The following is a 25,015-nucleotide window of genomic DNA, read 5'->3' as shown; positions in this document are numbered from 1 at the left end:
CATATTTGGACCGACCCGGTCGAAAAGGACCACTCGACAATAGAACGTGTTTCAGAACTTGGTCAATGCCTCGCCTCGCGAGAGCGACGTCCTCCCACCTCCTGAGTGATCGCGTCCGCGGCCACTGCGAGCGCTCTGCCTCGACGGGCGATGTCGGCCGATGCGAGCTCAGCACCCACATACAGCGTGAGCACCATGGCCTGATGGCCCTCGGCGTCATACGTCGGCGCGGCGATCAGGCTGACGGGATGCATCGCCCCGGGATCGGTATGTTCGGCATCGAGATGCACTCGCTCTCCCAGGCTGGACACCATCTCTCCGAGCACGTCGCGTAGTTCCGGTGGCAGATCGTGTGCGGCGACGCCGGCCATCAATGTGTGCAGGCGTTGACCGACCGGAGTAAGGGTTTCGACGAGGTATCCCGTCCGCGCGCATTCCTCGACCACCTTGCGCAACCGATCCCGATCGAGACGAACCGGCAGGGTCGGTTCTCGCCGCAGCCACGCCTGCAGGGCTTCTTCGCCGTCCCACAGCACGTACATCAGGCCGACGGGCGGCGCGAAGGGATACATCTCCCCCACCTTGGCGGCGGCCCGCACGCCGGGAGGACTCGTCAGTTCCAGGACTGCGATCCGGTCACCGACGACTGCGGACGCGGTGCATGTCGTCTGATACTCGGCACTCAGGGCCGAAAGATGTCTGCGTGCCACCGGGCCGGCCGCGAACCCCTGCTGCGCCGCCCGCCCCGCCGCGATCAATGCGGGACCGAGTCCGTAGGACTTCGTGGCCGGATCGCGGACCAGATAGCCGCCGCGAACAAGTTCGGCGAGGATGCCCAGGCACGTCGGCTTACTGATGTCGAGGGCGCGCGCGAGTTCGGACAGGCCGAACCTGCGCTCTTTGCGGGACACCAGGAAGTCGAGCACCTGCACCACCCGTTCCGTCGGCGGCGACCGTCGCCCCTGGACTCTGTCGACGCCGTCGTCCATGGCTGCCATTGACCACTCCTTAGAACACGTTCTATTGTCGGTCCATCACGTTCTACCACGCAGGTACATATATGTACCACCCCCATCGTGAGGAGCACGGCGTGCTGACCGACCCATTTGCCGACGCCATGGCCGAGGCCGAGAAACTGATCGAGACCGCCCCCCACATCCGGACCGAGCAGGATCTACTCGAGGGCTACCAGTACCTCGCGGGCGGAATCCTCGCAACAACTCACGCAGCCTGGGCCACCGAACAATCCCACCCGACCTTCATCTCCGGCACGGGGCCCTACATGAAGATGGGCCTCGACAACCCCGACACCCTGTACTTCGGCGCACGGATCCGAGACGACGTCGACTACGTCGTCACCGGCACGAGGGGCACCACCGCAGACCTCAGTTTCCAGATCCTCAGCGGAAATTACACGGCCGCAAACGTTCCCGGCAGCGTCACCGCATTCGACGACAGGGAGATCGATATTGCCCGCGACGGCAGCTTCGAGGTCCGGTTCGGCCCCGGGGTCGACGTGGACGCGAGTCGGCGCAATTTCTTTCCGCTCGCGCCGGGCTCCTCACAATTGGTGGTCCGTGAGGTCTACAGCGACTGGAGTCAACGACGCGGAACGATTCGGATCGCGCGCGCCGACACGAGCGGTAACGCCCCGGATCCCCTCACCCGGGAGTCGGTGGAGAAGCGCTATGCACGAGCAGGCAAGGCTCTCGTCTCGCGGGTCAAGACCTGGTTGCAATTTCCCGAGTGGTTCTACCTCAACCTACCGGTCAACACGATGACCGAACCCCGGCTCACACCAGGCGGATTGGCCACCCAGTACTCCTCCGTCGGGCACTACGACATTTCCGAGGATCAGGCCATCATCATCACCGTCCCGCGGGCCGACGTTCCCTACCAGGGGTTCCAGCTCGGCAGCATGTGGTACATCTCCCTCGACTACATCAACCACCAGACCTCCCTGAACGTCTCGCAGTCGCAGGTAGACCCCGACGGAATGATTCGTCTCGTCGTCAGCGGGACCGATCCGGGAATCACCAACTGGATCGAGACGACCGGGCACGGTCGCGGCTATCTCCAATTCCGTTGGCAACGTGTTTCTCGAGAACTGACCGAGGCCGACGGACCGCGAATCGAGGTCGTCCGGACGGACGAGGTCCCCGGAAAACTTCCGTACTACCAGTCCAACGCCATCACACCCGACGGCTATGCCGCGCGGATCGCCGCGCGGCAAGCCGCTGTCGCGGGTCGGATGCTGGGATGAGCGCCGCCGTGATCGACGGTAACCTGTTGCGCGATAAGGTAGTCGTGATCTCCGGTGTCGGCCCCGCCTTGGGTCGCACGCTCGCGGTGCGGTGTGCGCGAGCCGGCGCCGACCTGGTCCTCGCTGCTCGCACTGCTTCCCGGCTCGAGGAGGTGGCCAAGGACATCATCACGCTCGGCCGCCGCGCGGTGACGGTCCCGACGGACATCACCGACCACGCCTCCGCGGAGAATCTCGTCTCCGCGACAGTCGATGCGTACGGCCAGGTTGACGTACTCGTGAACAACGCGTTCTCGGTCCCGTCGATGAAATCGCTGGCGCGGACCGACTTCGATTCCATCCGCAGCAGTTTCGAGCTGACCGTGCTCGGCGCGCTCCGTCTGACGCAGCTCTTCACCCCCGCTCTGGCCGAATCTTCCGGAGCGGTGGTGAACGTCAACTCGATGGTGCTCCGACACTCGCAGGAACGCTACGGCAGTTACAAGATGGCCAAATCCGCCCTCCTGGCTATGTCACAATCACTCGCGACCGAACTCGGACCGCAGGGAATCCGAGTGAACTCCGTTGCGCCCGGATATATCTGGGGTGAGACGTTGAAGCAGTACTTCGCGCACCAGGCCGACAAGTACGGGACGACTGTGCAGCAGATCTACGAGCACACTGCCGCGGGCACCGACCTGAAGAGACTTCCCGAGACCGAAGAAGTCGCCGACGCCGTCATCTTTCTCGCGTCGCCGATGGCACGCGCCGTCACCGGTCAGTGCCTCGACGTCAACTGCGGCGAATTCCATCACTAGCGAGAAAGAACCGGAGCACCATGAGTGAGCGCACCACTGTCGGCACGGTCGAGGACCTCCACGAGTCCGCTACCCGCATGACCGGACTGACCGACTTCGGCCCCGACGACTACACCGACGCACTCGGCGTCCTGCTGGACTCCTACGCCACCGACGAGCAACTGACACCGCTCGGCAGCAAGGTCGCAAGGGTCTTCCTCCGCGGCGCACTCGTGGCCCGGTTGCTCAGCGAGGCCGAATGGACGCAGCACCCCGAGTACGCCGACGTTTCGATCGATCGCCCCATCTTCGTCACCGGGCTGCCTCGGACCGGAACCACCGCACTGCACCGGCTACTGACTGCGGATCCGTCGCATCAGGGACTCGAGATGTGGTTGACGGAAATGCCGCAACCGCGGCCGCCACGGGAGACGTGGGCGTCGAATCCGGTGTTCCAGAAGATCGAGGAAGGCTTCAGCCGACATCACATCGAACGACCCGAGTTCATGGGTGTGCACTACATGTCCGCGAGCGAGGTCGAGGAATGCTGGCAGCTCCTCCGCCAGACCTACACATCGATTTCGTACGAGTGCCTAGCGCATCTCCCGACGTACTCGCGGTGGCTCGCAACCCAGGACTGGACCAACGCCTATCAGCGGCACAAGAAGAACCTGCAACTGATCGGACTCCCCGACCGCGACCGCCGCTGGGTGCTCAAGAATCCCAGCCACCTGTTCGCCCTCGACGAGTTGCTCGCGGTGTACCCGGATGCTTTGGTGATCCAGACGCACCGGCCCCCGCGCACTATCGTTCCCTCGATGTGCAGCCTGGCCGAGCAGGCGACGGACGGATGGTCGGAGAAGTTTCGCGGCCGCGTGATCGGTGAGAGCCAGCTCGAATTGTGGGCGCGCGGACTCGACAAGTTCACCGAAGTGCGGGCCAAGCACGACCGCGCCCAGTTCCTCGACGTCGACTACCACGACTTCGTGGCCGATCCCCTCGGGACCGTAGAGGGCGTCTACACCCATTTCGGTCTCGAGCTCAGCCCGTCGGCGCAGTCGGCCATGGAGGCCATGCATGCCGAGAGCCGCACAGGCGACCGCCGGCCATCCCACAGGTACACCCTCGAGGAGTTCGGGCTGACGGCTGAACAGGTTGACGAGCGGTTCGCCGACTACCGGTTCAGCTCTACCACGTGACGGGATAGTCGAGGATCGACGACGCCGCCCGCGCCGCGACGAGGGGTCGCGGCGACAACGGCAGCATGAACGTCGGTGCCGCCGTCGGTGCGGGCGTCGATACTCGCGCCGGCTCCGAGTCGATAGCTTCGTCGACCTCGGGCTCCGTACCCGACTCGAGATCCAGTACATCCAGCAGAGATATCAACGACGTCGCGATCTGATCGCCCACCTGCGTAAACGCCGCCTCGCTCAGTCCGACAGGGTCGCTGATGTTCGGGTTCTCGACGGGCCCGAAGTCCCGTCTCGCAACGGCGAGTTCAGCCACCGTCCGGGCACCGGTGTCACTCGCGATCCGATGGGCTTCCCGCAGCGTGAACGTGCAATGGCTCGTACCGAGGACCAGTTCCATCGAGCGATCCCGGATCTGCTCGGTCATCGTGAGAACGAGGTCTGCCCTCTTGATCATCTCGGGGCGCAGGCGTCGTGCGGTGAACCCGTCGGCGTTCGCCCCCAGTCCCTGCACCACGCTCGCCGCAATCGGCTCGATGGGAAAGCCCACCAACGCCCGCACGCCGGCGCTTTCGGCAGTGAGATGTGGAACCCCGCGGTCCACGGCATAGGCGTGCGTCAACCGCTCTGCGATCGGCGAACGGCAGACGTTGCCGCTACATACGAACAGAACGTGCATGAGGGCACCCTAACCAGCAATGCCGTCAGGAGACAGACCGAAGTCCACTGGCCGAGCGGTCTGTTTTCGTCGTTCAGTCATGAGTCGTGCGGAATTCATCAATTCGCAGCCTTGCCGTCACCTTCACCCGTAAATGCCCAGTTCGGCGCACACTCGAAGGGGTGACCGCGACGCGCGCGATCTACGTCACTTCTTTCCCGCCGATACGTCGCCGTCAGCACGGCTGCCCGAGCGGCAGAATCACACGCCGTATCGACAGCGCGGCCATATAACCGACAATCAGAGTGACCAGGTCCTCGACAAGCGCTTCCAGTTCTGGCATGGACCGAATGGACGGTGGCGCATCGAAGGTGGTGGTGACGTCGTCGACATCTGCGGCGCTGGTGGCGACACCCTCGTACGTCACAACCCCGACCCGGGGGCCGGCCGCTGGTCGACGACCCGCTAGTCCCCTTCGGTCAGGGTGAGTCCAGCGGAGATGCCGTGTCTGCCTACAGCAGACAATGGCCGATCGAGTGCCCATGCGGCGGTAGTACTGACGTCATGACCACAGCCGCACTTCCCGATCTCAACTACCGCGACCTGCTGGCAGACCGCCTTTTCCGTCAACGGACCATCCTCCTCACGGGCGAGGTGGACGACGCCATGGCGGAGCGTGCCTGCTCCGAATTGGTTCTCCTCGCCGCCGCCGACCCCAAGCGCGACATCATCATCTACATCAATTCGCCTGGTGGTTCCGTGTTCGCGGGACTGGCCGTCTACGACACCATGAAACTGGTACCGAATGACGTGGTGACGGTTGCCATGGGTTTTGCGGCCAGCATGGGGCAGGTGCTCCTCTGCTCCGGGACGCAGGGCAAGCGGATCAGCTTGGCGCACAGTCGGATCATGATGCACCAACCTTCGGCGGGAATCGGCGGAACCGCGGTCGACATCGCCATTCAGGCCGAAAGCCTCGAGCGGATGAAACGCCAATCCCAGCAGATTCTCGCCGATGAAACCGGCAGGCCTGTCGAGGAGATCGCGGCCGACAGCGATCGCGATCGCTGGTTCACCGCAGACGAGGCCCGTGAGTACGGGATCGTCGACAGGGTCGTGTCGACCTTCGCCGAGATCGCCCCACACACCACCGCTCCTCGGATAGGACTCTGACCAATGTCCCAGTACACCATCCCGAATGTCATCGAGCGGACGCCGACGGGTGAGAGGTCGTTCGACATCTTCAGCCGCCTGCTCAACGAACGGATCGTCTTTCTCGGCACGGAGATCGACGACGGCGTCGCGAATGTGGTGATGGCCCAGCTACTCCACCTGCAGGCCGACAGCTCCGATCGGGAAATCGGCCTGTATATCAACTCACCCGGTGGGTCCACCACGGCGATGCTCGCCATCTACGACACGATGCAGTTCCTGCGGCCGACCATCGCGACGTTCTGCATGGGACAGGCCGCGTCGGCTGCCGCCGTACTCCTGGCCGCCGGAACGAAGGGACACCGCCACGTCCTCGCGCATTCCCGAGTTCTACTGCATCAACCGTCCACTCAGGGCAGCGGCACGATCTCCGATCTCGCCCTGCAAGCCGCCGAGATACTGCGGGTCCGTTCGCAGACCGAGGAGATTCTCAGCAAGCACAGCGGGCAGAGCGTCGACCGTCTCCGCCAGGACACCGACCGGGACCGGATATTCAGCGCCCAGGAAGCCATCGACTACGGGGTGGCCGACACGCTGATCACCACGGGAAAGGAGAATTAGGCCGCGAGCATTGTGGGGGCGCGTCGGCCGGTGTTCCTGTTCACGGCACCGAGCCGGCGCCCCGACCGGAAGAGTAGGTGTTCGACGGGCATCCCGAGGGCGCCGCACACAGCACGCAGGATCTCCGACGACGGTTCCTTCTTGCCCCGTTCGATCTCGGACAGGTACTGCTTGGACATGCCGACTTCTGCGGCGACGTCTTCGAGGCTCCGGTCCTGGTCGCGTCGCTCCTCCCGGAGCACTCGGCCATAGAGCTCACGCACCAACGGTGCGGGTTCGGGCCCAGTGGCTTCTCGCTCCGGGTCCGCCCTGACCAGCGTCAGTCTGTGCTGCGCTTCCATGCCTCCGGAGTCTTCCAGATGACGCTCCCGCTCGCGGCGGAGTTCGCCGACAGCGGACAGCGCCCTCAGTAACGCCCCGAGACGAGCGCCCGGGGTACCAACGGATCGCGCGGTGTCACGATTGACCGAGCAGGTGGTTGCCGAGCAACTCGGCGACGCGCTCGGGTGCTTCGTCGGGGATCCAGTGACTGACCCCGTGAAGCACCTCGAAGGTGTACGGGGCATCGACGAACTGCGCCGTGAGTTTCGGACCCACCGGGCCGATCGCTGTATCGCCGTCACTCCACACGAAGAGGGTGGGTACGCGGACCTTGTCGGTCAGCGAACCAGGTGACGCGAAAGGGATTGCCCGGTACCAGTTCAGCGCCCCCTGCGCCCGCGATCGGTCGCGCATGGGCTCGAGATCGCGCTTCGCCTCGTCCGCGGATTGACCGCTCGCAAGAAGCACCCGGTACGCGGGACCGTCCGGCGCGATCACCCGCTCCGGAATCCACGGCAGCTGGAAGGCCACCATGTACCACGATTTCAGCAGCTGACGGCTGGTGAGCACCGCGCGCCCGAACGCAGCGGGGTGCGGCACCGACAGCGCGGTCAGCGTGCGTACCAGTTCTGGCTGTGACGTGGCCAGTCCCCACGCCACTGCGGCACCCCAGTCATGGCCCACGAGATGAACCGGGCCCAGTCCCGCCTGTTCGATGAGAGCGGCGATGTCCTTCTGTAGCTCCGACATTCGGTACGCCCACCGGGCCCGAGGCCGCGCCCCGGGCGAATACCCGCGCTGATCCGGCGCCAAAGTACGCACACCACGCCGGTGCAGCAGCGGCGCCACCTTGTTCCACGATCTCGAATCCTGTGGGAAACCGTGGAGCAGCACCACCGGGAGTCCGTCGATCGGCCCCTCGTCGCGGACGTCGAAAGTCAACCCGTCCCGGGTGAACGTGGTGACGCGTTCGTGCCCTGTCATCGATCCATCATCACACGGTCACCGGTTTCCGCACCCGACATCCCTGCGCGCAGGAACTTGCCCGTCTTGCGCACGCCGAAGCCACCGGTGAATTCTCCGTCCCGGTAGACGAGCTTGCCGTTGATCACGGTGGCGACAGCAGCGGCGTCGCTGCGGTTGACCATTCTTCGCAGGCCGCCGTACTCGGGAACCTCGGCCTCGAACAGTCCGTCGACCGTGCCATCGAGTCCGGCAGGGTCGATCACGACGAGGTCCGCACGATCGCCTTCCCGCAGATGACCGGCATCGATCCCGTACCAGTCGGCCAGCTCGCCGGTGAGGCGGTGCACCGCCCGCTCGACCGACAGAAACGGCTTGCGATCGGACTGGGCTTCCTTGACTCGCTTCAGCAACCGGATGGGGTAGTTGTAGAAGGCCATGTTGCGCAGGTGCGCGCCGGCGTCCCCGAAACCCATCTGTACACCGGAACTGGCGGCCAGCTTCTTCGCGAACTTCGGCCGGTGATTGGCGATGGTGGTCCGCCACCGCAGGTCCGTGCCGTACTTCACGACGAGGTCGAGGTAGGCGTCGACCGGATGGACACCGCGCAGCTCACCGACCGCACCGAAGGTGCTGCCGATCAGCGTCTCGTCGGGGCATCCGACGATGACGGCGTCGTAGAAGTTGCGGTGCCAGATACGCGGGCTGAATTTGTCGTCGTACTCCTTGCGGAACTGGCGCCGGTAGGATTCGTCCTGCAAGAGAGCGTTGCGCTCCACCTGGTCTTTGAGATGCAGCGCGGCCGCGCCCGCGCCGAACTCCTCGAACACCACAAGATCGATGCCGTCCGCGTACACGGTGAACGGCACGGGCAGGTGCTGCCACTTGAAGTCGGTCTTGGCGAATCTGTTGAGCAGCGGGGCAGCACCGAGCATGAAGTACACGATCGGCGGATACGCCTTGGAATCCGCTGCGGAGAGGAGCGAAGTCTTGAGGGGTCCGCGGCGGCCGAGACCCGAACTCTCGGCGAAGAACCCCAGAATGTTGGGGTGGAGGTTGATGGTCGGCGCGCTCTGCAGGATCTTGCCACGCTCACGCAGGATCCGGTTGAGGAAGCGGAACTCCCGCCACCTAGCGTAGGTGGAAGGTAGTGAACGCGAACGATATTCGTCGCCGTCGATCTTGTCGAGCGCGTTGGTCATCGACGACAGACCGAGGAAGCCGGCATCGAGGGCCTCGGTGACCATCGCACCCATCCGCTCGAGTTCGCCGGCACTGGGCTTCACTCGCCTGTCGGTGCCGCGGCCGAGCCCCAGAACGTGGGTGCGAATGTCGGAGTGTCCGATGAACCCGGCAACGTTGGGACCGAGCGGTAGCGACTCGAGCGCGTCGACGTATTCGGCCGGACTCTGCCAGCTCTTGTTCTCGTCGAGGATGCGCAACACCGAGTCGTGGGGCACGGCCTCGACCCGGCTGAACAGGTCGGCGCATTCGCGGGGCGTCGAATACACCGTCGACAACGAGCAGTTTCCGAGCACCACTGTGGTGACGCCGTGCCGGACCGACTCAGGCAGGCCGGGGCTGACCAGGACCTCGGCGTCGTAGTGCGTGTGCACGTCCACGAACCCGGGGACCACCCACTTGCCTGCCGCGTCGATCACCTCGGTATCGGGTCCGACGGAGAGGGGGCGCATGGAGACGCTGGCGACCACTCCGTCGCGAATGCCCAGGTTGCGGCGCCGAGGGACTGACCCCGTTCCGTCGAACCACAGCCCGTCGTTGACCACTACATCGAAACCCGTCATTGTTGCGCTCCTCACACCGAGTTGCCGTTACCCGAGGTTACGTACACTGTTGAGTAAAAGTCAATGGCAGCGGCGACCGGTCCCTTAGAGTGCAGAGATGGCCGCCGCTCCCCGCTCCCCCGCAGATCGGCGGGCGCAGATTCTCGAGGTCGCCGTGCGACTCCTCGACGCCGTGCCGTTCGACGATCTGTCGATGGACCAGGTGGCCGCCGAGGCCGGTGTCTCTTCGCCGCTGCTGTTCCACTACTTCAAGAACAAGCACGGCTTTCGCAACGCGGTGCTCGAAGCCTCGGCCATCGAGTTGCAGCAACGGATGACGCCCGACGCGTTACTTCCCGTTCCGGCGCAATTGCGGGCGGGAGTCGAAACGTTCGCCGAGGCGGTGATCGCACACCCGACGATCTACCTCGCCGTCATGCGCATGGCGGGCAGCGGGGACCAAAGCATGCGGAAGATCTATCGGGGAATGCGGCGCACGTTCACCCAGTGGATCGGAAGTTCGCTCGCGCAGTTCGGGGTGCCGACGACCCCGGCACTCGAGGCAGCGATTCAAGGGTGGCAGGCATTCATGGAAGAGATCGTTCTGTCCTGGGTCGACGACCCGACCATGACGCGCAGTGAAATGATCGACCTCTGCGAACGCGGCTTCTACTGCCTGCTTCCGGCCGCAGGTGTCGACGTATCGGGCATCGACCTCGCCGCCGCTGCCTCCGAGGCCGGCCTTGCCACGTGATCGTCACCCCGTCGTGGACGGAGGCACGTGTTCCCTCCACGAACTGCACGGAAGGCGCGCGTCGTGCGCCTTCCGGTCTACTGCGAGCGAGTGACGGGACTCGAACCCGTGTGAACGGCTTTGCAGGCCGGTGCCTCACCATCTCAGCCACACCCGCGTGGTACTGCTGATAGTGCCCGTAGGAAACCGACGTCACGAGGTTTACATTCACCGTGATTCTGATCCCGGAATCGGGCCCGACACGCCGCTGCGGGAACAAACCAGGTGTCCTCGTTGCTGTGCCCCGTTATGACGGCCATAGATGAGACCTCCGCGTCACCACCCACCCGACTCGCGGCAGAAACAGCAACCGGCTCCGGCGCCGACCGGCCCAGCCTGCGGATCGTGCTGGTGCTCGGCGCCCTCATCGCGCTCGGGCCGTTCACCATCGACATGTACCTGCCCGCCCTCCCCGACATCGGCACCGACCTCGGCGCCTCGTCGTCGGCGGTGCAGCTGACCATTACCGGGACGCTGCTCGGCCTCGCGCTCGGCCAGTTGATCGTCGGTCCGCTCGCCGACAGCCTCGGGCGCCGACGGCCGTTGATCGCCGGGATCGGTCTGCACGTCCTCGCCTCGGTCCTGGCCGTCTTCGCGCCGACCGTCGCCGTGCTCGGTGCACTCCGGGTGTTTCAGGGCATCGGCGCCGCCGCAGCAGCCGTCGTCGCCGTTGCCGTGGTGCGTGACCTGTTCACCGGAAACATGGTCGCGGTCGTGATGTCACGGTTGATGCTCGTCCTGGGTGTCGCCCCCGTACTCGCTCCCAGCATCGGCGGCGCGCTTCTCATCGCTCTGGACTGGCGCGGGATCTTCGTCGTCCTGGCGGTCATCGGAACTCTCACCGCACTGATCGGCGCACTCGGCCTGAAGGAGACGCTCCCACCGGAGCGACGACGCAAGAGCAACCTGTCTTCGGTGCTGTCGACCTACAAGAGCCTCCTCCGTGACCGGAAGTTCATGGTGCTCACACTGGTCTCCAGCGTCGGGATGGCCTCGCTGTTCGCCTACGTCTCCGGGGCGTCCTTCGTGTTTCAAACCCAGTACGGCCTCGACGAGCAGGAGTTCGCGCTGCTGTTCAGTTCAGGCGCGATCGCGCTGATCGGCGCTTCCCAACTCAACGTCCGCGCCCTCGCTCGGTGGTCACCCCAGCAGATCACGATCGCCTCACTGGCTTTCGCGACCGTAGCGGGCGCCGCCTTGCTGGTGACCGCGTACTTCGAACTCGGTGGTCTGGTCGGTTTCGTCATCCCATTGTGGTTCCTGCTCGCCGGTGTCGGGTTCGTACTTCCCAACGCCCCGGCACTGGCACTTGGCCGGCACGGCGAGGCTGCCGGCACCGCCGCCGCCATGCTCGGCGCCCTGCAGTTCGGCGTCGGTGCGCTCATCGCTCCGCTCGTCGGGGTGCTCGGCAATACGGGAGTCGCTCTCGGTGCCACCATGACGATGTGCGTCGGCCTCGGGCTCGTGGCACTGCTCGCCACCGCGCGGGCGGAGGCGCGCTGACGACACGCTCCGCACGCTTTCGCCGCCCGTCACCCGACATGGGATGATCGAGGCATGCCACCACCGTCACCACTTCCTCTCGACCCCATCGAAGAGGCCCACCGGCAGTGGACGAAGCATGGGTGGGGGGATGTCGCAGACGGGATGGCCGCGGTGACTTCTGTCATGCGGGCGCAGCAGATCATGATGGCCCGCGTCGAGGAGGTTCTCAAACCCTCGGGGCTCACCTTCGCACGGTACGAACTGCTGACCCTGCTGACGTTCACGCGCACGGGCGCTCTGCCGATGGCGAAGGCCAGCGCCCGACTGCAAGTTCATCCCACCAGCGTGACCAATGCCGTCGACCGGCTGGAGTCTGCGAATCTCGTTCGGCGCATGCCGCATCCCAGTGACCGTCGTGCGACGCTGATCGAGATCACCGATGCCGGCCGGAAGCTCGCGGTCGAGTCCACCGAGCGGCTCAACGCCCAGGTGTTCTCGCAGCCCGGCGTTTCCGGCGACAAGCTCGAGCAGCTCGTCGCGATCCTCGCCGAACTACGACGCGAGGCCGGCGATTTCGACACGGGGGACGCGCCCACCAAGTGGTGAGCATACGACTCTCGCCCCGCACCGGATTCCGGTGCGGGGCGAGAGTCGTATGCGGAGAACTAGCGGTGCTTGAACACCGGCGAACGCTTCTCGACGAAGGCCGCCATGCCTTCCTTCTGATCTTCCGTCGCGAAGGTCGAGTGAAAGACTCGACGCTCGAAGCGAACTCCCTCGGTCAACGTGGTCTCGAATGAGCGGTTGACCGCCTCCTTCGCCATCATGGCAACGGGGAGGGACATTTCGGCGATGGTGGTCGCGGTCTGCAGGGCCTCGTCCAGCAGATCGGCGGCCGGGACGATGCGCGACACCAGTCCGGCGCGTTCTGCTTCCTCCGCGTCCATGTTCCGGCCGGTCAGGCACAGCTCCATGGCCTTGGCCTTGCCCACCGCCCGGGTCAGGCGTTGAGATCCACCGATACCGGGGATCACGCCCAGTTTGATCTCGGGCTGCCCGAACTTCGCGGTGTCGGCGGCGATGAGGATGTCGCAGAGCATCGCCAGCTCGCACCCGCCGCCCAGCGCATATCCCGCGACTGCGGCGATGGTGGGCTTACGGGCCGCCGCGAGGCGGTCCCAGGCGGAGAAGAAGTCGTCCAGGTACACGTCCATGTACGACTTCGGCTGCATCTCTTTGATGTCGGCGCCGGCAGCGAAAGCCCGATCGGACCCTGTGACGAGAATGGCGCCGATCTCGGAGTCGTTTTCGAGTTCCTCCACGGCGGAGACGACCTCGCGCATCAGCTGCGAGTTCAGGGCGTTGAGCGCCTTGGGGCGGTTGAGGGTGATGATCCCTACCCTGCCCTTGCGCCCCAGCAGGATGGTGTCGAAGTCGGTCACTGGTCTCCCCCGGTCGGGTCGGTCTGGGCGGTGGAACGCTCGCGAATGTCCCTGATGATGGCTGAGAAGTCTTCGCCGCCATGACCACTGTTATGGAAGCGGCTGTACAGTTCTGCAGCTCGGAGTCCGAGTTCCGCTTCCACACCGTTGGTCTGCAGAGCATTCGCGGCAAGACCCAGATCCTTGTCCATCAGCGCTGCCGCGAATCCGGGCTGGTAATCGCGGTTGGCGGGGCTGGCGGGAACTGGCCCGGGCACAGGACAGTTGGTGGTGAGCGCCCAGCACTGCCCCGATGCGTTGGACGCGACGTCGAACAGCGCCTGGTTGCTCAGGCCCAGCTTCTCACCGAGGACGAAGGCCTCGCTGATGGCGATCATCGAGACACCGAGGATCATGTTGTTGCAGATCTTCGCGGCCTGGCCGTTGCCCGGGTCACCGCAGTGGACGACCTTCTTGCCCATTACCTCGAGCAGAGGCCGGGCAGATTCGAAGTCGTCTTCCGCGCCGCCGACCATGAACGCGAGCGTTCCGGCGGTCGCGCCGACGACACCACCCGAGACGGGGGCGTCGACAGAGCGATGACCGGCCTTGACCGCCTCGTCGTGTGCGGCGCGGGCGTCCGCGACATCGATCGTCGACGAGTCGATGAAGAGCGTTCCCGGCTTCGCCGCAGGCAGTATTTCTTGGTACAGACCGAGGACGTGCTTGCCACTCGGCAACATCGTGATGACGACCTGCGCCTCACGAACGGCATCGATTGCCGAATCAGCAACAGTGACACCGTCTTTCACGGCCTGCTCGAGCGCGGCGGGAGCGAGGTCGAATCCGACGACCGAGTAACCTGCCTTGACGAGGTTGGCCGCCATCGGGCCGCCCATGTGACCGAGTCCCAGAAATCCGACAGTAGTGCTCATTGCAGTCCCTCCTGGACGCTGGTGGCTGATGGTCGAGGCTGCGGCGGCGTGAGGCCGAGTTCGAGGTCGCCGAGTGGTGCGAAGAACTTGTCGACCTGCGCGGGGTCGACCTCCTCGATCGTGGCGGGAGACCACTGCGGGTTGCGGTCCTTGTCGACCACCTGCGCACGGATCCCCTCGACCAGGTCGTGCGACTTCAGGCAGGCTACGGACACCCGGAATTCCTCATTGAGGACCTCTTCGAGGCTTTCCGCCGCACGGGCCCGTCGCAGCGACCGCAGGGTGACCGCAACGGCGATCGGCGACTTCGAGCGCACCTGCTCGGCCGCCTTGGCCGCTTCCGGAACGTCGCTGCCCTGCAGCCGTGAGACGATCTGGGGGACGCTGTCAGCCGAGTACGCTGCGTCGATCCAATTCTGCTGTGCCAGAAGCTCGGACACTGGGGCAGGTTCGGCGAACTGTGCGAGGGCCTCGTCGATCGACGTCTCCGCCACCGCCTCGATGAAGCTCTCGATCTTTTCCGACGGCAGGTAATGGTCGGCGAAACCGCAGGCAATGGCGTCGCCCGCGCTCAGGCGTGCGGTGGTGAGCGCGATGTGCGTGCCCAGCTCCCCCGGTGTGCGAGCCAACAGGTAGGTGCCACCGACGTCCGGGACGAAACCGATACCGGTCTCGGGCATCCCGATCATCGACCGTTCGGTGACGATCCGCACGCTGCCGTGCGCCGAGACGCCGACGCCGCCACCCATCACGATGCCGTCCATGATCGCCACATACGGTTTGCGGTAACGGGCGATGGCCGCATTGAGGATGTACTCGTCACGCCAGAAGTCGCGCGAGCCGGTACCACCCTCCTTGGCGTCGTGATAGATAGACACGATGTCGCCACCGGCGCACAGGCCACGCTCGCCCGCGCCGGTGACGACCACGGCACGCACCTCGTCGTCATCAGACCACTCGGCCAGCGCCGCCGCGATCTCCCGCACCATCGTGTGATTGAGCGCGTTGATGGCCTTGGGCCGATTGAGAACGATGCGGCCGAGTCCGCCGTTCTTCTCGATCAAAACCTCGGGGGTCGTGGTGTCCGTGTCTGTCATGCCGCTCCTTGCTTTCCCTGTCCTGCGGTTCCCACGACGCTCCGGGCGATGACGACCCGCATGATCTCGTTGCTGCCTTCGAGGATCTGGTGAACGCGGAGATCGCGGACGATCTTCTCGATTCCGTACTCCGCAAGATAGCCGTAACCGCCGTGCAGTTGCAGCGCCTTGTTCGCGACCTCGAAACCGGTGTCGGTGGCGAAGCGCTTCGCCATCGCGCACAGTTCGACCACATCGGGGGCGCCTTCTTCCAGCGCGGACGCTGCCCTCCACAGCAGCGTCCGGGCGGCCTCGAGCTCGGTTTTCATGTCGGCGAGCTGGAACTGCAGCGCCTGCGACTCCAGCAACGGCGAACCGAACGCCCGACGGTCGGCGAGGTAGGACACCGCCTTGTCGAGGGCAGCCTGCGCGCCACCGACCGAGCAGGCGGCGATATTGAGCCGCCCACCGTTGAGCCCTGCCATGGCGATCCGGAAACCACCACCTTCCGAACCCAGCAGATTAGCGGCCGGCACCCGCACGTCCTCGAGGATCACCTGCCGGGTCGGCTGGGCGTTCCAGCCCATCTTCACCTCGTTGGGTCCGAAGGACAGGCCTTTCGAATCCTTCGGGACGATGAACGCGGAGATTCCCTTGGGTCCGCTGTCCCCGGTGCGGGCCATCACGACGTAGACGTCGGAAGTGCCGGCACCGGAGATGAACTGCTTGACCCCGCTGAGGACGTAATCGTCACCGTTCCGGACCGCCCGAGTACTCAGCGCGGCGGCGTCCGAACCGGCACCCGGCTCGGTGAGGCAGTAACTGCCCAGCTGATCCATCGAGCAGAGCCCGGGCACCCAGGCGTGGCGCTGCTCGTCGTTGCCGAATTTGTCGATCATCCACGTGACCATGTTGTGGATGGAGATGTACGCGGCGATCGACGGACAGCCCTTGGCGAGCTGCTCGAAGATTCGCGCTGCGTCGACACGGGTCAATTCGGACCCGCCCACGTCCTCACGAATGTAGATGCCGCCCATTCCCAGGGACGCCGCCTTGCGAAGGACGTCCACCGGAAAGTGTTTGGTCTGATCCCATTCCACTGCGTGAGGCGCGAGATGCTCGGCCGCGAAGTCGCGGGCCGTGTCGCTGATCGCCCGCTCGTCATCGGTCAAGGTGAACATGGAGTTCCGTTTCAGTTCATGGTCGGGATGACGAAGTGATTGTCAGGAGCGGAGCCTGCGGAGTGACCCTCGGACCCTGCTTCCTTCTTGCCGGAAGGCCAGCGCTGCGTCACGGTCTTGGTCTTGGTGTAGAAGCGGAAGGAGTCTGGACCGTGCTGGTTGAGGTCGCCGAAACCGGAACGCTTCCATCCGCCGAACGTGTGGTAGGCGATCGGCACGGGGATCGGTACGTTGACGCCGACCATGCCGACGTTCACCCGGTTCGTGAAGTCGCGGGCGGTGTCGCCGTCGCGGGTGAAGATCGCGACTCCGTTGCCGTACTCGTGGTCGCTGGGCAGTCGCAGAGCCTCTTCGTAGTCGGCGGCCCGGGCGATAAGCAGCACGGGTCCGAAAATCTCTTCCTTGTAGACACGCATATCGGGTGTCACCTTGTCGAACAGAGTGGCGCCCGCGAAGAAGCCGGCCTCATGGCCCTCCAGGGTGAATCCACGGCCGTCGACGACCGCTTCGGCGCCCTCGTCGATGCCGATCTGGATGTACTCATTCACCCGGTCGACAGCATCCTGGCTCACCAGCGGCCCGAAGTCTGCCGACTCGTCGTCACTACGTCCGATGCGCAGTTTCGCGACCCGCTCGGTGAGCTTCGCAACCAGAGCGTCCGCGGTTTCCTGACCGACCGGAACGGCAACGGAGATTGCCATGCAGCGTTCACCGGCAGAGCCGTAACCAGCGCCGATGAGCGCGTCGGCTACCTCGTCGAGGTCTGCGTCGGGCATGACGACGGCGTGGTTCTTGGCGCCGCCGAAGCACTGGGCGCGCTTGCCGTGGGCCGCGGCGGTCTCGTAGATGTACTGCGCGATCGGGGTGGACCCGACGAAGCCGACGGCCTTGATGCGGTCATCGGTAAGCAGGACGTCGACCACTTCCTTGTCACCGTTGACCACGTTGAAGACGCCGGCGGGCAATCCAGCCTCCACAAACAGCTCGGCCAGGCGCAGCGGCACCGAGGGATCCCGCTCGGAAGGTTTGAGAATGAAGGCGTTACCTGCGGCGAGGGCGGGGCCGGCTTTCCACAGCGGAATCATGGCCGGGAAGTTGAAGGGGGTGATACCGGCGACGACTCCGAGCGGCTGACGCATGGAGTACACGTCGATACCGGTCCCGGCGGTGTCGGTGTATTCGCCCTTGAGCAGGTGCGGCGCGCCGACGGCGAACTCGATGACCTCGAGACCGCGCTGGATGTCACCCTTCGCGTCGGGGATGGTCTTGCCGTGCTCGGAGGAGAGCAGACGTGCCAGCGAGTCCATCTCTTCCTGCACCAACTGCAGGAACTTCATGAGGACGCGAGCGCGCTTCTGCGGATTGAAAGCGGCCCATTCGCGCTGGGCTTCCACCGCGTTGGCGATGATCGCCTCGGTCTCGGCCTTGTCCGCCAGCGGCACCCGCGCCTGCACCTCACCGGTGTTGGGGTCGTAGACGTCGCCGAACCTGTTGGAGGCACCTGGTACGCGCTTGCCGCCGACGAAGTGGGATAGCTCTTGAACCATTGTGCGAACCCGTTCCTTGCTCGATGAATCAGGGAGTTCCGAAGATGTAGCCCATCCTATAGTTGGATGTCCATGTATGTCTAGACGTGTGCGGGCCCGCCTCGCCGATCCGCGGACTTTCGGTGCACATCCCACCCCGCGGGCGGGGTGCGACGCGGTCGGAACGGGTGCGGACCGAGAGACGCCGGACGACCGGGGTCATATGCGAGAGGTCGGTCATGCCGACGACCTTATTGCTCGTCGGCATCCGGGAAGCGGGAAACGAACCGGCGTTGCCACGGTGTCTCGACGGCGCGGTGCGAATAGTGCCGGCGGACATAGTCGACCGCCTCCTCGCGAGGCACCCCGTCGAGTACGGCGAGGCAGGCAAGTGCTGTTCCCGTGCGCCCATAGCCGCCCCCACAGGCAATTTCGACTCGGTCGGACTCCGCCCGCGCCCACACTTCCCGCAGTGCAGTTGCCGCCTCGGTGCGATCGGAAGGCAACCAGAAGTCGGGCCAGCGCAGCCAGCGATGTTCCCAATCGAGGGGTGGCGGGCGCCGGCCCAACAGATACAGCGCAAAGGTGGGACGAGGAGCGGGTGGAATCGGCCGCCGGAGCCCCCGCCCACGCACGAGTCGACCCGACGGAAACTGCAACACACCGGCAGCGCCGGGCTCCCACGCATCTGTCACCGCAAGACCATAGCGCGCGCCCTCCAGGGCATACCTTCGCCGAAACGACCGGGCATACAGAGCTGGTTTACCGGTCAATGAACGGTGGTATCTCCTTCGTGGAGTCTGGCCGCCCGGTTCGTATCGCGGACGTGACCCGACGAGGTGCGAACGAGGGGTACAGGCATGACCGCGAGCGTTGACGACCTTGTCCAGTCCACCGCTCGACTGCGGTCCGATCTGAACGCGTTCGAGCAGCGGATCAAGGACCTGACCGAGGCATTCGACCTGCTCGACCGGAGCACGCTCGCCAGCGGCGACGAATCCGTGGTGCTCGAGGTGATCGACAACCTCAGTGACGCACGCCTGGACCTGACGACCGCGGACCGGCACCTCGAGGCCGCGGTGCGGCACGCCGAGCGGCTGACTCTGCCCTGACTGCAGCGGCTGCCGCCATGGCTGTGGTCTCGTCTGTGACCTCGTAGCTGCCGGTTCCGCCACCCGACCCTCCTGCGTCCACGACCGGTCGTCGAGCCGAGAGATGGACAGCGTCCACCCCACATTCGGTGACAGCGGTGATGTCCTCGACACGAAGCCCACCACCGGCCATCACCTGAATGCGGCCACCCGCACGGACTGCCATCGCGGCGAGCGCATCGAGTCCGTCGATGCACCGCGGGGCCCCACCCGAGGTGAGCACCCGGGTGATGCCCGACTCGACGAGGACATCGAGCGCGGCCGCCCGATCGTCCACTACATCCATCGCCCGGTGAAACGTCACCTCGGTGGCGGGATCCACGCGGTCGAGGAGGACCGCAATCGCCTCGGCGTCGATCTGCCCCGACTCGGTGAGGGCACCGAGTACGACACCGGCCGCACCCGCGGCCAGAGCCGCCCGAACGTCCCGTGCCATGACCGCGAGTTCCTCTCGGCTGTAGACGAACCCACCGGGACGGCAGCGAATCAGCGGGTGCACACCGATTCCCTCGGCGGCGACCGCCTCGATCATTCCGACACTCGGAGTGACACCGCCCGTCGCACCGAGAGCGGCGCACAACTCGACGCGCGCAGCCCCGGTGCGGCGGGCGATCCGGGCGCCCGCGACGTCCTGCACTGCGAGCTCGAAGACCGGTCTGCGTGCTGTCATCTAGAACGTTTGCCAGGAAGGTTTGTGCTCCAAGGCGTATCGGTAGTAATCCGCCAGTGCCAGCTTGCTCGCCGCAGCCTCGTCGACCACCACCGTCACATGTGGGTGCAGCTGCATCACCGAAGCCGGGCAGAACGCAGACAGCGGGCCCTCCACCGCAGCGGCAATCGCGCCCGCTTTTCCCTTTCCGTACGCGACCATCACGAGATGCCGCGCTTCGCTGATCGTGCCCAGCCCCTGGGTGAGCACGTGGTGCGGCACGTCGTCCACGCTGTCGAAGAATCGCGCGTTGTCGAGCCGGGTTTGTTCGGTCAGGGTCTTGACGCGGGTGCGCGAACTGAGCGAGGAACCCGGTTCATTGAACCCGATGTGCCCGTCCGTCCCGATACCGAGAAGCTGCACGTCCACACCGCCGGCCTCCCTGATCGCCGCGTCGTACCGGGCACCCTCGCCGGCGATGTCGGCGCCTTCCCCATTGGGACTCAGCACTCGGTCGGGGTCGAGATTCACATGGTCGACGAACTCCGACCGAATCACCGAGAAGTAGGACTGGTCGTGGCTCTTCGGAAGTCCGACGTACTCGTCGAGAAGGAAACCCCGCGCAGCCGAGAAGTCGAGTGCCTGCTGCCGGTGACGTCGGGCGAGTTCCCGGTAACTGCCCAGTGGCGACGAACCGGTTGCGAGACCCAGCGTGGCGGGACCTCGGCGCACATAACCTTCGACGATGTCCGCCACGGTGGAACTGACGTCCGCGGGTGTCGAGCGAATTACGATTTCCATGCGGATCCTTCCGTGTCGACGGGTGCACCGCCGACGAGTACGCAGCGCGGACGCAGTTGTTGATCGGTGATGACGATGTCGGCGCGGAACTCCGGCGCCAGGGTGCCGCGCTCGGAGTGCATCCCGATTACACGGGCGGGGGTTCTACTGGCGGCTGCCACCGCGTCGGGGAGAGCGACGCCACTGTCGAAAACGGCGCTCCGCACCACCTCGAGAAGCCGCGCGGTGCCGCCGGCGATGGCGCCCTGCGATCCGTCGGACGTCGTCAGACGCGCGACACCACCGGAAACCTCCACCTCCAGGGGTCCGAGTTCGTAGGCGCCGTCTGCCATTCCGGCCGCCGCCATGGCATCACTGACGAGGATAATGTTGTCCGGTCCGACCGTGTCGAACACCATCGACACCGTCTCCGGTGCGAGATGCACACCGTCGGCGATCAATTCCAACACGACGTCGCCGCGACCGGCTGCCGCCAGGAACGCACCCACCGGGCCGGGTGCCCGGTGATGGAACGGCGGCATCGCGTTGAAGAGATGCGTGGCGGTCACGGGCCTGCCCGTCGCGTCGGCGATGCGGGCCGCCGTGGTTCGCGCGTCCGCGTCGGTGTGGCCGAAACTCGGCACCACGTCCCACCGTCGCATCGCTGCCAGCAATGCCCCGAAGTGAGCGGTCTCGGGCGCCAACGTCATCGAACGGACAGTACCTCGCGCTGCGTCGCAGACCCTGTCGAACAGGTCGGGGTCGCCGGGCACGATCGAGGCAGGATCCTGTGCGCCGCAGCGGGCCTCGGAGAGAAACGGTCCCTCGAGGTGGATGCCCAGCAACGTCCCACTCTCGACCAGCCCGGCGAGGATCCGCGCCTGCCGCACCAGGTCCTGCTCCCCCGCCGACACCAGGCTCGCGAGCAGGCCGGTCGTGCCGTGCGCGCGATGGTGAGCTGCGGCGCGGCCGGCCCCGACTGCGTCGGCGTTGGGAAATCCGGCACCGGCGCCACCGTGACAATGCACATCGATGAGCCCCGGCAGCAGTATCGACTCGGTCGGTGCGGGCAGCGGCGTATCGCCGGAAAACAGTGCTGCGGGACCGACCCAGGAGATCCGGTGCCCCTCGGTGACCACCACTCCGTCGGAAATCACCGGATCGCTCGATGCGCCGGCACCGAGAGCTCCGATTACAGTGCCGCGCAGAATCATCCGGGGACCTCGGATGCGACGAGGGCCATCGTCACTGCCCTGCCTTCTGCCGGCCGGAAATCGAGTCGGAACTCGCCGTCTCTGGGGGTGTTTCGCTCTCGGTCGCCGCGACGGGAGTGTCCGCCTCGTCTTCACGGCCGGGCGTGCGCAGATTCCACTTCTTGATGACGAAGCTGAAGAGGGCGTAGTAGATCACGGCGTACCCGAGGCCGATCGGGATCAGCATCCAGGCATTGGTCGCCTTGCCGAAGTTGAGGACGTAGTCGAAGAAGCCCGCAGAGAAGGTGAACCCGTCGTGGATGCCCAGCGCATTGACCAGGGCCATCGAAGTACCGGTGAGAAACGCGTGGATCAGGTACAACGGCCAGGCCACGAACATGAACGCGAATTCGAGCGGTTCGGTGATGCCGGTCAGGAAGGCCGTGAGCGCGGTCGACAGCATGATGCCACCGACCACCTTCTTCTGTGCAGGTTTGGCGTTGCGCCAGATCGCCAGTGCTGCAGCGGGCAGAGCGAACATCATGATCGGGAAGAAGCCGGTCATGAAGATGCCTGCGTCCGGGTCCCCGGCGAAGAACCGGTTGAGATCACCGCGAACCAGCTGACCGCTCGAATCCTGGTAATCACCGACGAGGAACCAGACGGTGGAGTTGAGAATGTGGTGCAGTCCGGTCGGAATGAGCAGGCGGTTGGCCATCCCGTAGACGCCGCCACCGACTACCGAATTCTCGGCGACGGTTTCGCCCACCCACGTGAGGGCGGAATTAAATGCCAGGTAGAGAAACGCCATCAGGACACCGACGACGAGGCCCGTGACGGCGGTGAGGATGGGAACGAGTCTGCGTCCGTTGAAGAATCCGAGATAGTCGGGCAGTTTGGTCCGGTAGAACCGCTGCCACAGGAGGGCTGACAACAGACCCATCACAATGCCCGCAAGGACGCCGTAGTTGATCAGCGCCTGATCGCCGTTCGGATCGGTCTTACCCTCGAGAACGACGGGCGACATCGCCTCGAACACTCCGTTGATCACCATGTAACCGACCACGGCGGCCAGTGCGGTCGACCCGTCGGCCTTCTTCGCCCAACCGATGGCGATACCGACGGCAAAGATCAACGGTAGCCAGGTGAAGACTGCTTGACCGGCAGCGGAGATGACGCTCGCGGCGGTGTGCAGCGAATCGAACCGACCGAGGAGGTCGTCTTGGCCCAGTCGCAGCAAAATCCCGGCCGCGGGCAGCACCGCGATCGGCAGCATCAGGCTGCGCCCGAGGCGCTGCAATCCGGCAAACACCGAGGATTCCTTCTTGGGGCTGTCTTCGACAGTCATATCGGCCTTCTCTGTGCGCTTCGGTCGCCGATTCGGCGGGTGTTACGGCCGCGGCGCTGCGCCGTGCCGGCTTCGGAAGAACTATTGTGGACCGGTACCACAACGGGTACTGTCCGGTCATGACCAGTTGTTAGTTTGACCAGGTGGGCACAAGATGTCAACAGGCGAATGTGATTCAGCCGACTCGCCTGGCTGCTGCCGACCGGAGCATGAATCCACCACACGAGGAGAACCGATGTCCAAAGCGGACGCCATCATCAGCGGCCTCGGCGGTGCCGAGAACATCGTCGAGATAGAGGCCTGCATCACCCGCCTACGCACCGAGGTGAAAGACGGGGCCAAAGTCGACGAGGCGGCACTGAAAGCCGCCGGCGCACACGGAGTGCTGAAATCCGGCAGCGTCGTGCAGGTAATCGTGGGGCCCGAAGCGGATACGCTCGCCGAAGACATCGAGGACATTCTGTGAGTCTTTCCGTCCAAGCCCCGCTCCCCGGTCGAGTGCTCGCACTGGCCGACGTCCCCGACCCCGTCTTCGCCGGGCAGATGGTGGGCGCGGGAGTCGCGATCGAGCCGTCCCGTGACCGCGGACCCCTCGATGTGGTCGCCCCCATTTCCGGCAAGATTCTCAAATTGCACCCCCACGCATTCGTCATCCTCGGGTCCGCCGGTAGAGGCGTTCTGGTCCACCTCGGAATCGACACGGTGAAATTGAGAGGCGAGGGATTCACGTTGCTGGCCGCGGAGGGCGACCAGGTGGAGGCCGGTGATCCCGTCGTGCGCTTCGACCCCACCGAGATCGACGGCACCGGATACTCCGCCGTATGCCCCGTCGTGGTAATGGACTCCGCACCGGACTCCTTGGCGGACAACACCGTTGGCGCAGAGGTCACCACAGGTGAGCGTCTGTTCGACTGGACGGCGTGACCCGGTGGGACGGGCTCAGCTGCTGCGCTGAGCCCGCTCCTGGCCCTGCACTTCCATCTGCAGCTGATAACGATCCGAGCGGTACCAGCTTCGGGTGTGCTCGATCGCCGTCGGACCACTGAACGACACCCGGTCGAAGTACATCACCGGAGCGCCCTTCTTGATACCGAGCAGCGTCGCGACGTCCGCGTCGGCGCCGTTCGCGCTGACGGTCTGCTCCGCACGGTCGATGGGCATGCCGTACTTGTCGGCGGTCGCCCGATAGATCGAACCGGTGAGATCGAGATCCACCAGTCCGGGAAGCAGCGCGGCATTGAACCAGCCGTCGTCGACGCTGACCGGTTCGCCGTCGGCGAGGCGCAATCGCTTGACGTGGTACGCCCGCGTGTCGGGTGCGAGGCGCAGAGCCCGCGCCGTGGCCTCCGGCGCCACATCCTCTTCGGACATCAACACCACAGTCGTCGGCTGATGGCCTTGCGCACGCATCTCCTCGGTGAACGAGGCGAGGTGCAATTTCGACTGCACCGGCCGGTGAGCGACAAACGTACCCTTGCCGCGTACCCGCACCAGATGCCCGTCGTTGACGAGTTGACCGATGGCCTCCCGCACCGTGATCCGGCTGACCCCGTAGTCCTGCATCAACTTTCGCTCGCTCGTCATCAGGTCGCCGGGCTGCAGTTCCTTGATGCATCTGTGCAGCAGGATGACACGAAGTTGCTCGTGCTTCGGAATCACGCTGTCACGTAGATGTGCGGGCATCATTCCGGTTTCTCCACCTCGCTCGGGGACCGACACATCGGTCAGGCGGGGACCAATGGTCCCGTC

General features: G+C 65.2%; 28 protein-coding genes and 1 tRNA gene. 11 read left to right on the top strand and 18 right to left on the bottom strand.

Going from position 1 to position 25,015, the window contains the following annotated elements; translation table 11 throughout:
- Window positions 1-62: 62 nt before the first annotated feature.
- The gene (locus NOF53_RS23400; protein WP_255973293.1) at window positions 63-989 is read right to left on the bottom strand and encodes a helix-turn-helix domain-containing protein; all 927 of its coding nucleotides are present in this window, start codon (window positions 987-989) and stop codon (window positions 63-65) included.
- 101 nt (window positions 990-1,090) lie between these two features.
- Here NOF53_RS23400 and NOF53_RS23395 point away from each other — a divergent pair, with 101 nt between their 5' ends.
- Genes NOF53_RS23395 through NOF53_RS23385 form a run of 3 tightly spaced genes read left to right on the top strand, consistent with a single transcriptional unit; the run spans window position 1,091 to window position 4,238 of the window.
- Complete coding sequence (locus NOF53_RS23395; RefSeq protein ID WP_255973258.1) at window positions 1,091-2,263, top strand: hypothetical protein; 1,173 nt, start codon at window positions 1,091-1,093, stop codon at window positions 2,261-2,263.
- Window positions 2,260-3,060, top strand: coding sequence for an SDR family oxidoreductase (locus tag NOF53_RS23390; RefSeq protein ID WP_255973256.1), 801 nt, complete (start codon window positions 2,260-2,262; stop codon window positions 3,058-3,060). Before NOF53_RS23395 ends, NOF53_RS23390 begins: the two co-directional genes overlap by 4 nt.
- A gap of 20 nt (window positions 3,061-3,080) precedes the next feature.
- Complete coding sequence (locus tag NOF53_RS23385) at window positions 3,081-4,238, top strand: sulfotransferase family protein (protein WP_255973254.1); 1,158 nt, start codon at window positions 3,081-3,083, stop codon at window positions 4,236-4,238.
- Here NOF53_RS23385 and NOF53_RS23380 read toward each other — a convergent pair.
- A complete protein-coding gene (locus tag NOF53_RS23380; RefSeq protein WP_255973252.1) occupies window positions 4,228-4,908 on the bottom strand; it encodes an arsenate reductase/protein-tyrosine-phosphatase family protein in 681 nt (226 codons plus the stop codon). The two genes, NOF53_RS23385 and NOF53_RS23380, sit on opposite strands and share 11 nt — an antisense overlap.
- Before the next feature lie 214 nt (window positions 4,909-5,122).
- A complete protein-coding gene (locus NOF53_RS23375; protein ID WP_255973250.1) occupies window positions 5,123-5,314 on the bottom strand; it encodes a hypothetical protein in 192 nt (63 codons plus the stop codon).
- 137 nt (window positions 5,315-5,451) lie between these two features.
- Between NOF53_RS23375 and NOF53_RS23370 the strand changes: the two genes are divergently transcribed.
- Window positions 5,452-6,060, top strand: a complete 609-nt coding sequence (locus NOF53_RS23370; RefSeq protein ID WP_255973247.1) for a ClpP family protease — start codon at window positions 5,452-5,454, stop codon at window positions 6,058-6,060.
- Between the two features lie 3 nt (window positions 6,061-6,063).
- On the top strand, window positions 6,064-6,660 hold the full coding sequence (locus NOF53_RS23365; RefSeq protein ID WP_255973245.1) for an ATP-dependent Clp protease proteolytic subunit: 597 nt from the start codon (window positions 6,064-6,066) through the stop codon (window positions 6,658-6,660).
- Here the strand turns inward: NOF53_RS23365 and NOF53_RS23360 are convergent.
- The 3 genes from NOF53_RS23360 to NOF53_RS23350 all read right to left on the bottom strand — a co-directional run bounded on the left by NOF53_RS23360 (window position 6,657) and on the right by NOF53_RS23350 (window position 9,749).
- Window positions 6,657-7,001 (bottom strand): helix-turn-helix domain-containing protein, encoded by a 345-nt coding sequence (locus NOF53_RS23360; RefSeq protein ID WP_255973242.1) that lies wholly within the window; start codon window positions 6,999-7,001, stop codon window positions 6,657-6,659. The two genes, NOF53_RS23365 and NOF53_RS23360, sit on opposite strands and share 4 nt — an antisense overlap.
- Window positions 7,002-7,116: 115 nt before the next feature.
- Window positions 7,117-7,965, bottom strand: coding sequence for an alpha/beta fold hydrolase (locus NOF53_RS23355; RefSeq protein ID WP_255973240.1), 849 nt, complete (start codon window positions 7,963-7,965; stop codon window positions 7,117-7,119).
- Window positions 7,962-9,749: an N-acyl-D-amino-acid deacylase family protein gene (locus tag NOF53_RS23350; protein ID WP_255973237.1), complete on the bottom strand. Its 1,788-nt coding sequence runs from the start codon at window positions 9,747-9,749 to the stop codon at window positions 7,962-7,964. Before NOF53_RS23350 ends, NOF53_RS23355 begins: the two co-directional genes overlap by 4 nt.
- A gap of 97 nt (window positions 9,750-9,846) precedes the next feature.
- On the opposite strand from NOF53_RS23350, the gene NOF53_RS23345 reads away from it, so the two are divergent.
- A complete protein-coding gene (locus NOF53_RS23345) occupies window positions 9,847-10,482 on the top strand; it encodes a TetR/AcrR family transcriptional regulator (RefSeq protein ID WP_255973235.1) in 636 nt (211 codons plus the stop codon).
- Between the two features lie 85 nt (window positions 10,483-10,567).
- Here NOF53_RS23345 and NOF53_RS23340 read toward each other — a convergent pair.
- Window positions 10,568-10,639 (bottom strand) — tRNA-Cys (locus tag NOF53_RS23340).
- A gap of 107 nt (window positions 10,640-10,746) precedes the next feature.
- On the opposite strand from NOF53_RS23340, the gene NOF53_RS23335 reads away from it, so the two are divergent.
- Entirely contained in the window at window positions 10,747-12,024 is a 1,278-nt protein-coding gene (locus tag NOF53_RS23335; RefSeq protein WP_255973233.1) for a multidrug effflux MFS transporter, read from the top strand.
- A 54-nt stretch (window positions 12,025-12,078) separates the two neighbouring features.
- Window positions 12,079-12,612: a MarR family winged helix-turn-helix transcriptional regulator gene (locus NOF53_RS23330; protein WP_255973230.1), complete on the top strand. Its 534-nt coding sequence runs from the start codon at window positions 12,079-12,081 to the stop codon at window positions 12,610-12,612.
- Window positions 12,613-12,671: 59 nt separating this feature from the next.
- Here NOF53_RS23330 and NOF53_RS23325 read toward each other — a convergent pair whose 3' ends face one another.
- The 6 genes from NOF53_RS23325 to NOF53_RS23300 form a co-directional block, all read right to left on the bottom strand.
- A complete protein-coding gene (locus tag NOF53_RS23325) occupies window positions 12,672-13,448 on the bottom strand; it encodes an enoyl-CoA hydratase (protein WP_255973228.1) in 777 nt (258 codons plus the stop codon).
- Window positions 13,445-14,362, bottom strand: a complete 918-nt coding sequence (gene mmsB, locus NOF53_RS23320; RefSeq protein WP_255973226.1) for a 3-hydroxyisobutyrate dehydrogenase — start codon at window positions 14,360-14,362, stop codon at window positions 13,445-13,447. The genes NOF53_RS23325 and mmsB overlap by 4 nt, the downstream gene beginning before the upstream one ends.
- On the bottom strand, window positions 14,359-15,459 hold the full coding sequence (locus tag NOF53_RS23315) for an enoyl-CoA hydratase/isomerase family protein (protein WP_255973224.1): 1,101 nt from the start codon (window positions 15,457-15,459) through the stop codon (window positions 14,359-14,361). Before NOF53_RS23315 ends, mmsB begins: the two co-directional genes overlap by 4 nt.
- Entirely contained in the window at window positions 15,456-16,619 is a 1,164-nt protein-coding gene (locus NOF53_RS23310) for an isobutyryl-CoA dehydrogenase (RefSeq protein WP_255973222.1), read from the bottom strand. The genes NOF53_RS23315 and NOF53_RS23310 overlap by 4 nt, the downstream gene beginning before the upstream one ends.
- An 11-nt stretch (window positions 16,620-16,630) precedes the next feature.
- Complete coding sequence (locus NOF53_RS23305) at window positions 16,631-18,166, bottom strand: CoA-acylating methylmalonate-semialdehyde dehydrogenase (protein ID WP_255973220.1); 1,536 nt, start codon at window positions 18,164-18,166, stop codon at window positions 16,631-16,633.
- A 230-nt stretch (window positions 18,167-18,396) separates the two neighbouring features.
- On the bottom strand, window positions 18,397-18,840 hold the full coding sequence (locus NOF53_RS23300) for a protein-tyrosine phosphatase family protein (protein ID WP_255973218.1): 444 nt from the start codon (window positions 18,838-18,840) through the stop codon (window positions 18,397-18,399).
- Between the two features lie 165 nt (window positions 18,841-19,005).
- Here NOF53_RS23300 and NOF53_RS23295 point away from each other — a divergent pair, with 165 nt between their 5' ends.
- Window positions 19,006-19,257, top strand: a complete 252-nt coding sequence (locus NOF53_RS23295; RefSeq protein WP_255973216.1) for a hypothetical protein — start codon at window positions 19,006-19,008, stop codon at window positions 19,255-19,257.
- On the opposite strand, the gene NOF53_RS23290 is transcribed toward NOF53_RS23295, so the two are convergent.
- From NOF53_RS23290 to NOF53_RS23275, 4 genes are read right to left on the bottom strand one after another with little or no spacing between them, the layout of a single operon-like run.
- Window positions 19,172-19,966 (bottom strand): copper homeostasis protein CutC, encoded by a 795-nt coding sequence (locus NOF53_RS23290; protein ID WP_255973213.1) that lies wholly within the window; start codon window positions 19,964-19,966, stop codon window positions 19,172-19,174. The two genes, NOF53_RS23295 and NOF53_RS23290, sit on opposite strands and share 86 nt — an antisense overlap.
- Window positions 19,967-20,746 (bottom strand): glucosamine-6-phosphate deaminase, encoded by a 780-nt coding sequence (gene nagB, locus NOF53_RS23285; RefSeq protein ID WP_255973211.1) that lies wholly within the window; start codon window positions 20,744-20,746, stop codon window positions 19,967-19,969.
- Window positions 20,734-21,939, bottom strand: coding sequence for an N-acetylglucosamine-6-phosphate deacetylase (locus NOF53_RS23280; RefSeq protein WP_255973209.1), 1,206 nt, complete (start codon window positions 21,937-21,939; stop codon window positions 20,734-20,736). The genes nagB and NOF53_RS23280 overlap by 13 nt, the downstream gene beginning before the upstream one ends.
- Window positions 21,940-21,970: 31 nt before the next feature.
- On the bottom strand, window positions 21,971-23,266 hold the full coding sequence (locus NOF53_RS23275) for a PTS transporter subunit EIIC (RefSeq protein ID WP_255973207.1): 1,296 nt from the start codon (window positions 23,264-23,266) through the stop codon (window positions 21,971-21,973).
- Window positions 23,267-23,420: 154 nt separating this feature from the next.
- On the opposite strand from NOF53_RS23275, the gene NOF53_RS23270 reads away from it, so the two are divergent.
- Complete coding sequence (locus tag NOF53_RS23270; protein WP_305087231.1) at window positions 23,421-23,732, top strand: PTS sugar transporter subunit IIB; 312 nt, start codon at window positions 23,421-23,423, stop codon at window positions 23,730-23,732.
- Entirely contained in the window at window positions 23,729-24,190 is a 462-nt protein-coding gene (locus NOF53_RS23265; protein ID WP_255973202.1) for a PTS sugar transporter subunit IIA, read from the top strand. The genes NOF53_RS23270 and NOF53_RS23265 overlap by 4 nt, the downstream gene beginning before the upstream one ends.
- Window positions 24,191-24,205: 15 nt before the next feature.
- Here the strand turns inward: NOF53_RS23265 and NOF53_RS23260 are convergent, their stop codons facing one another.
- Window positions 24,206-24,952 (bottom strand): GntR family transcriptional regulator, encoded by a 747-nt coding sequence (locus NOF53_RS23260; protein ID WP_255973199.1) that lies wholly within the window; start codon window positions 24,950-24,952, stop codon window positions 24,206-24,208.
- Window positions 24,953-25,015 lie beyond the last annotated feature (63 nt).

The organism is Rhodococcus tibetensis (assembly GCF_024438035.1).
GTDB lineage: Bacteria > Actinomycetota > Actinomycetes > Mycobacteriales > Mycobacteriaceae > Rhodococcus_F > Rhodococcus_F tibetensis.
This window is presented reverse-complemented; position numbering and strand designations above follow the sequence as displayed.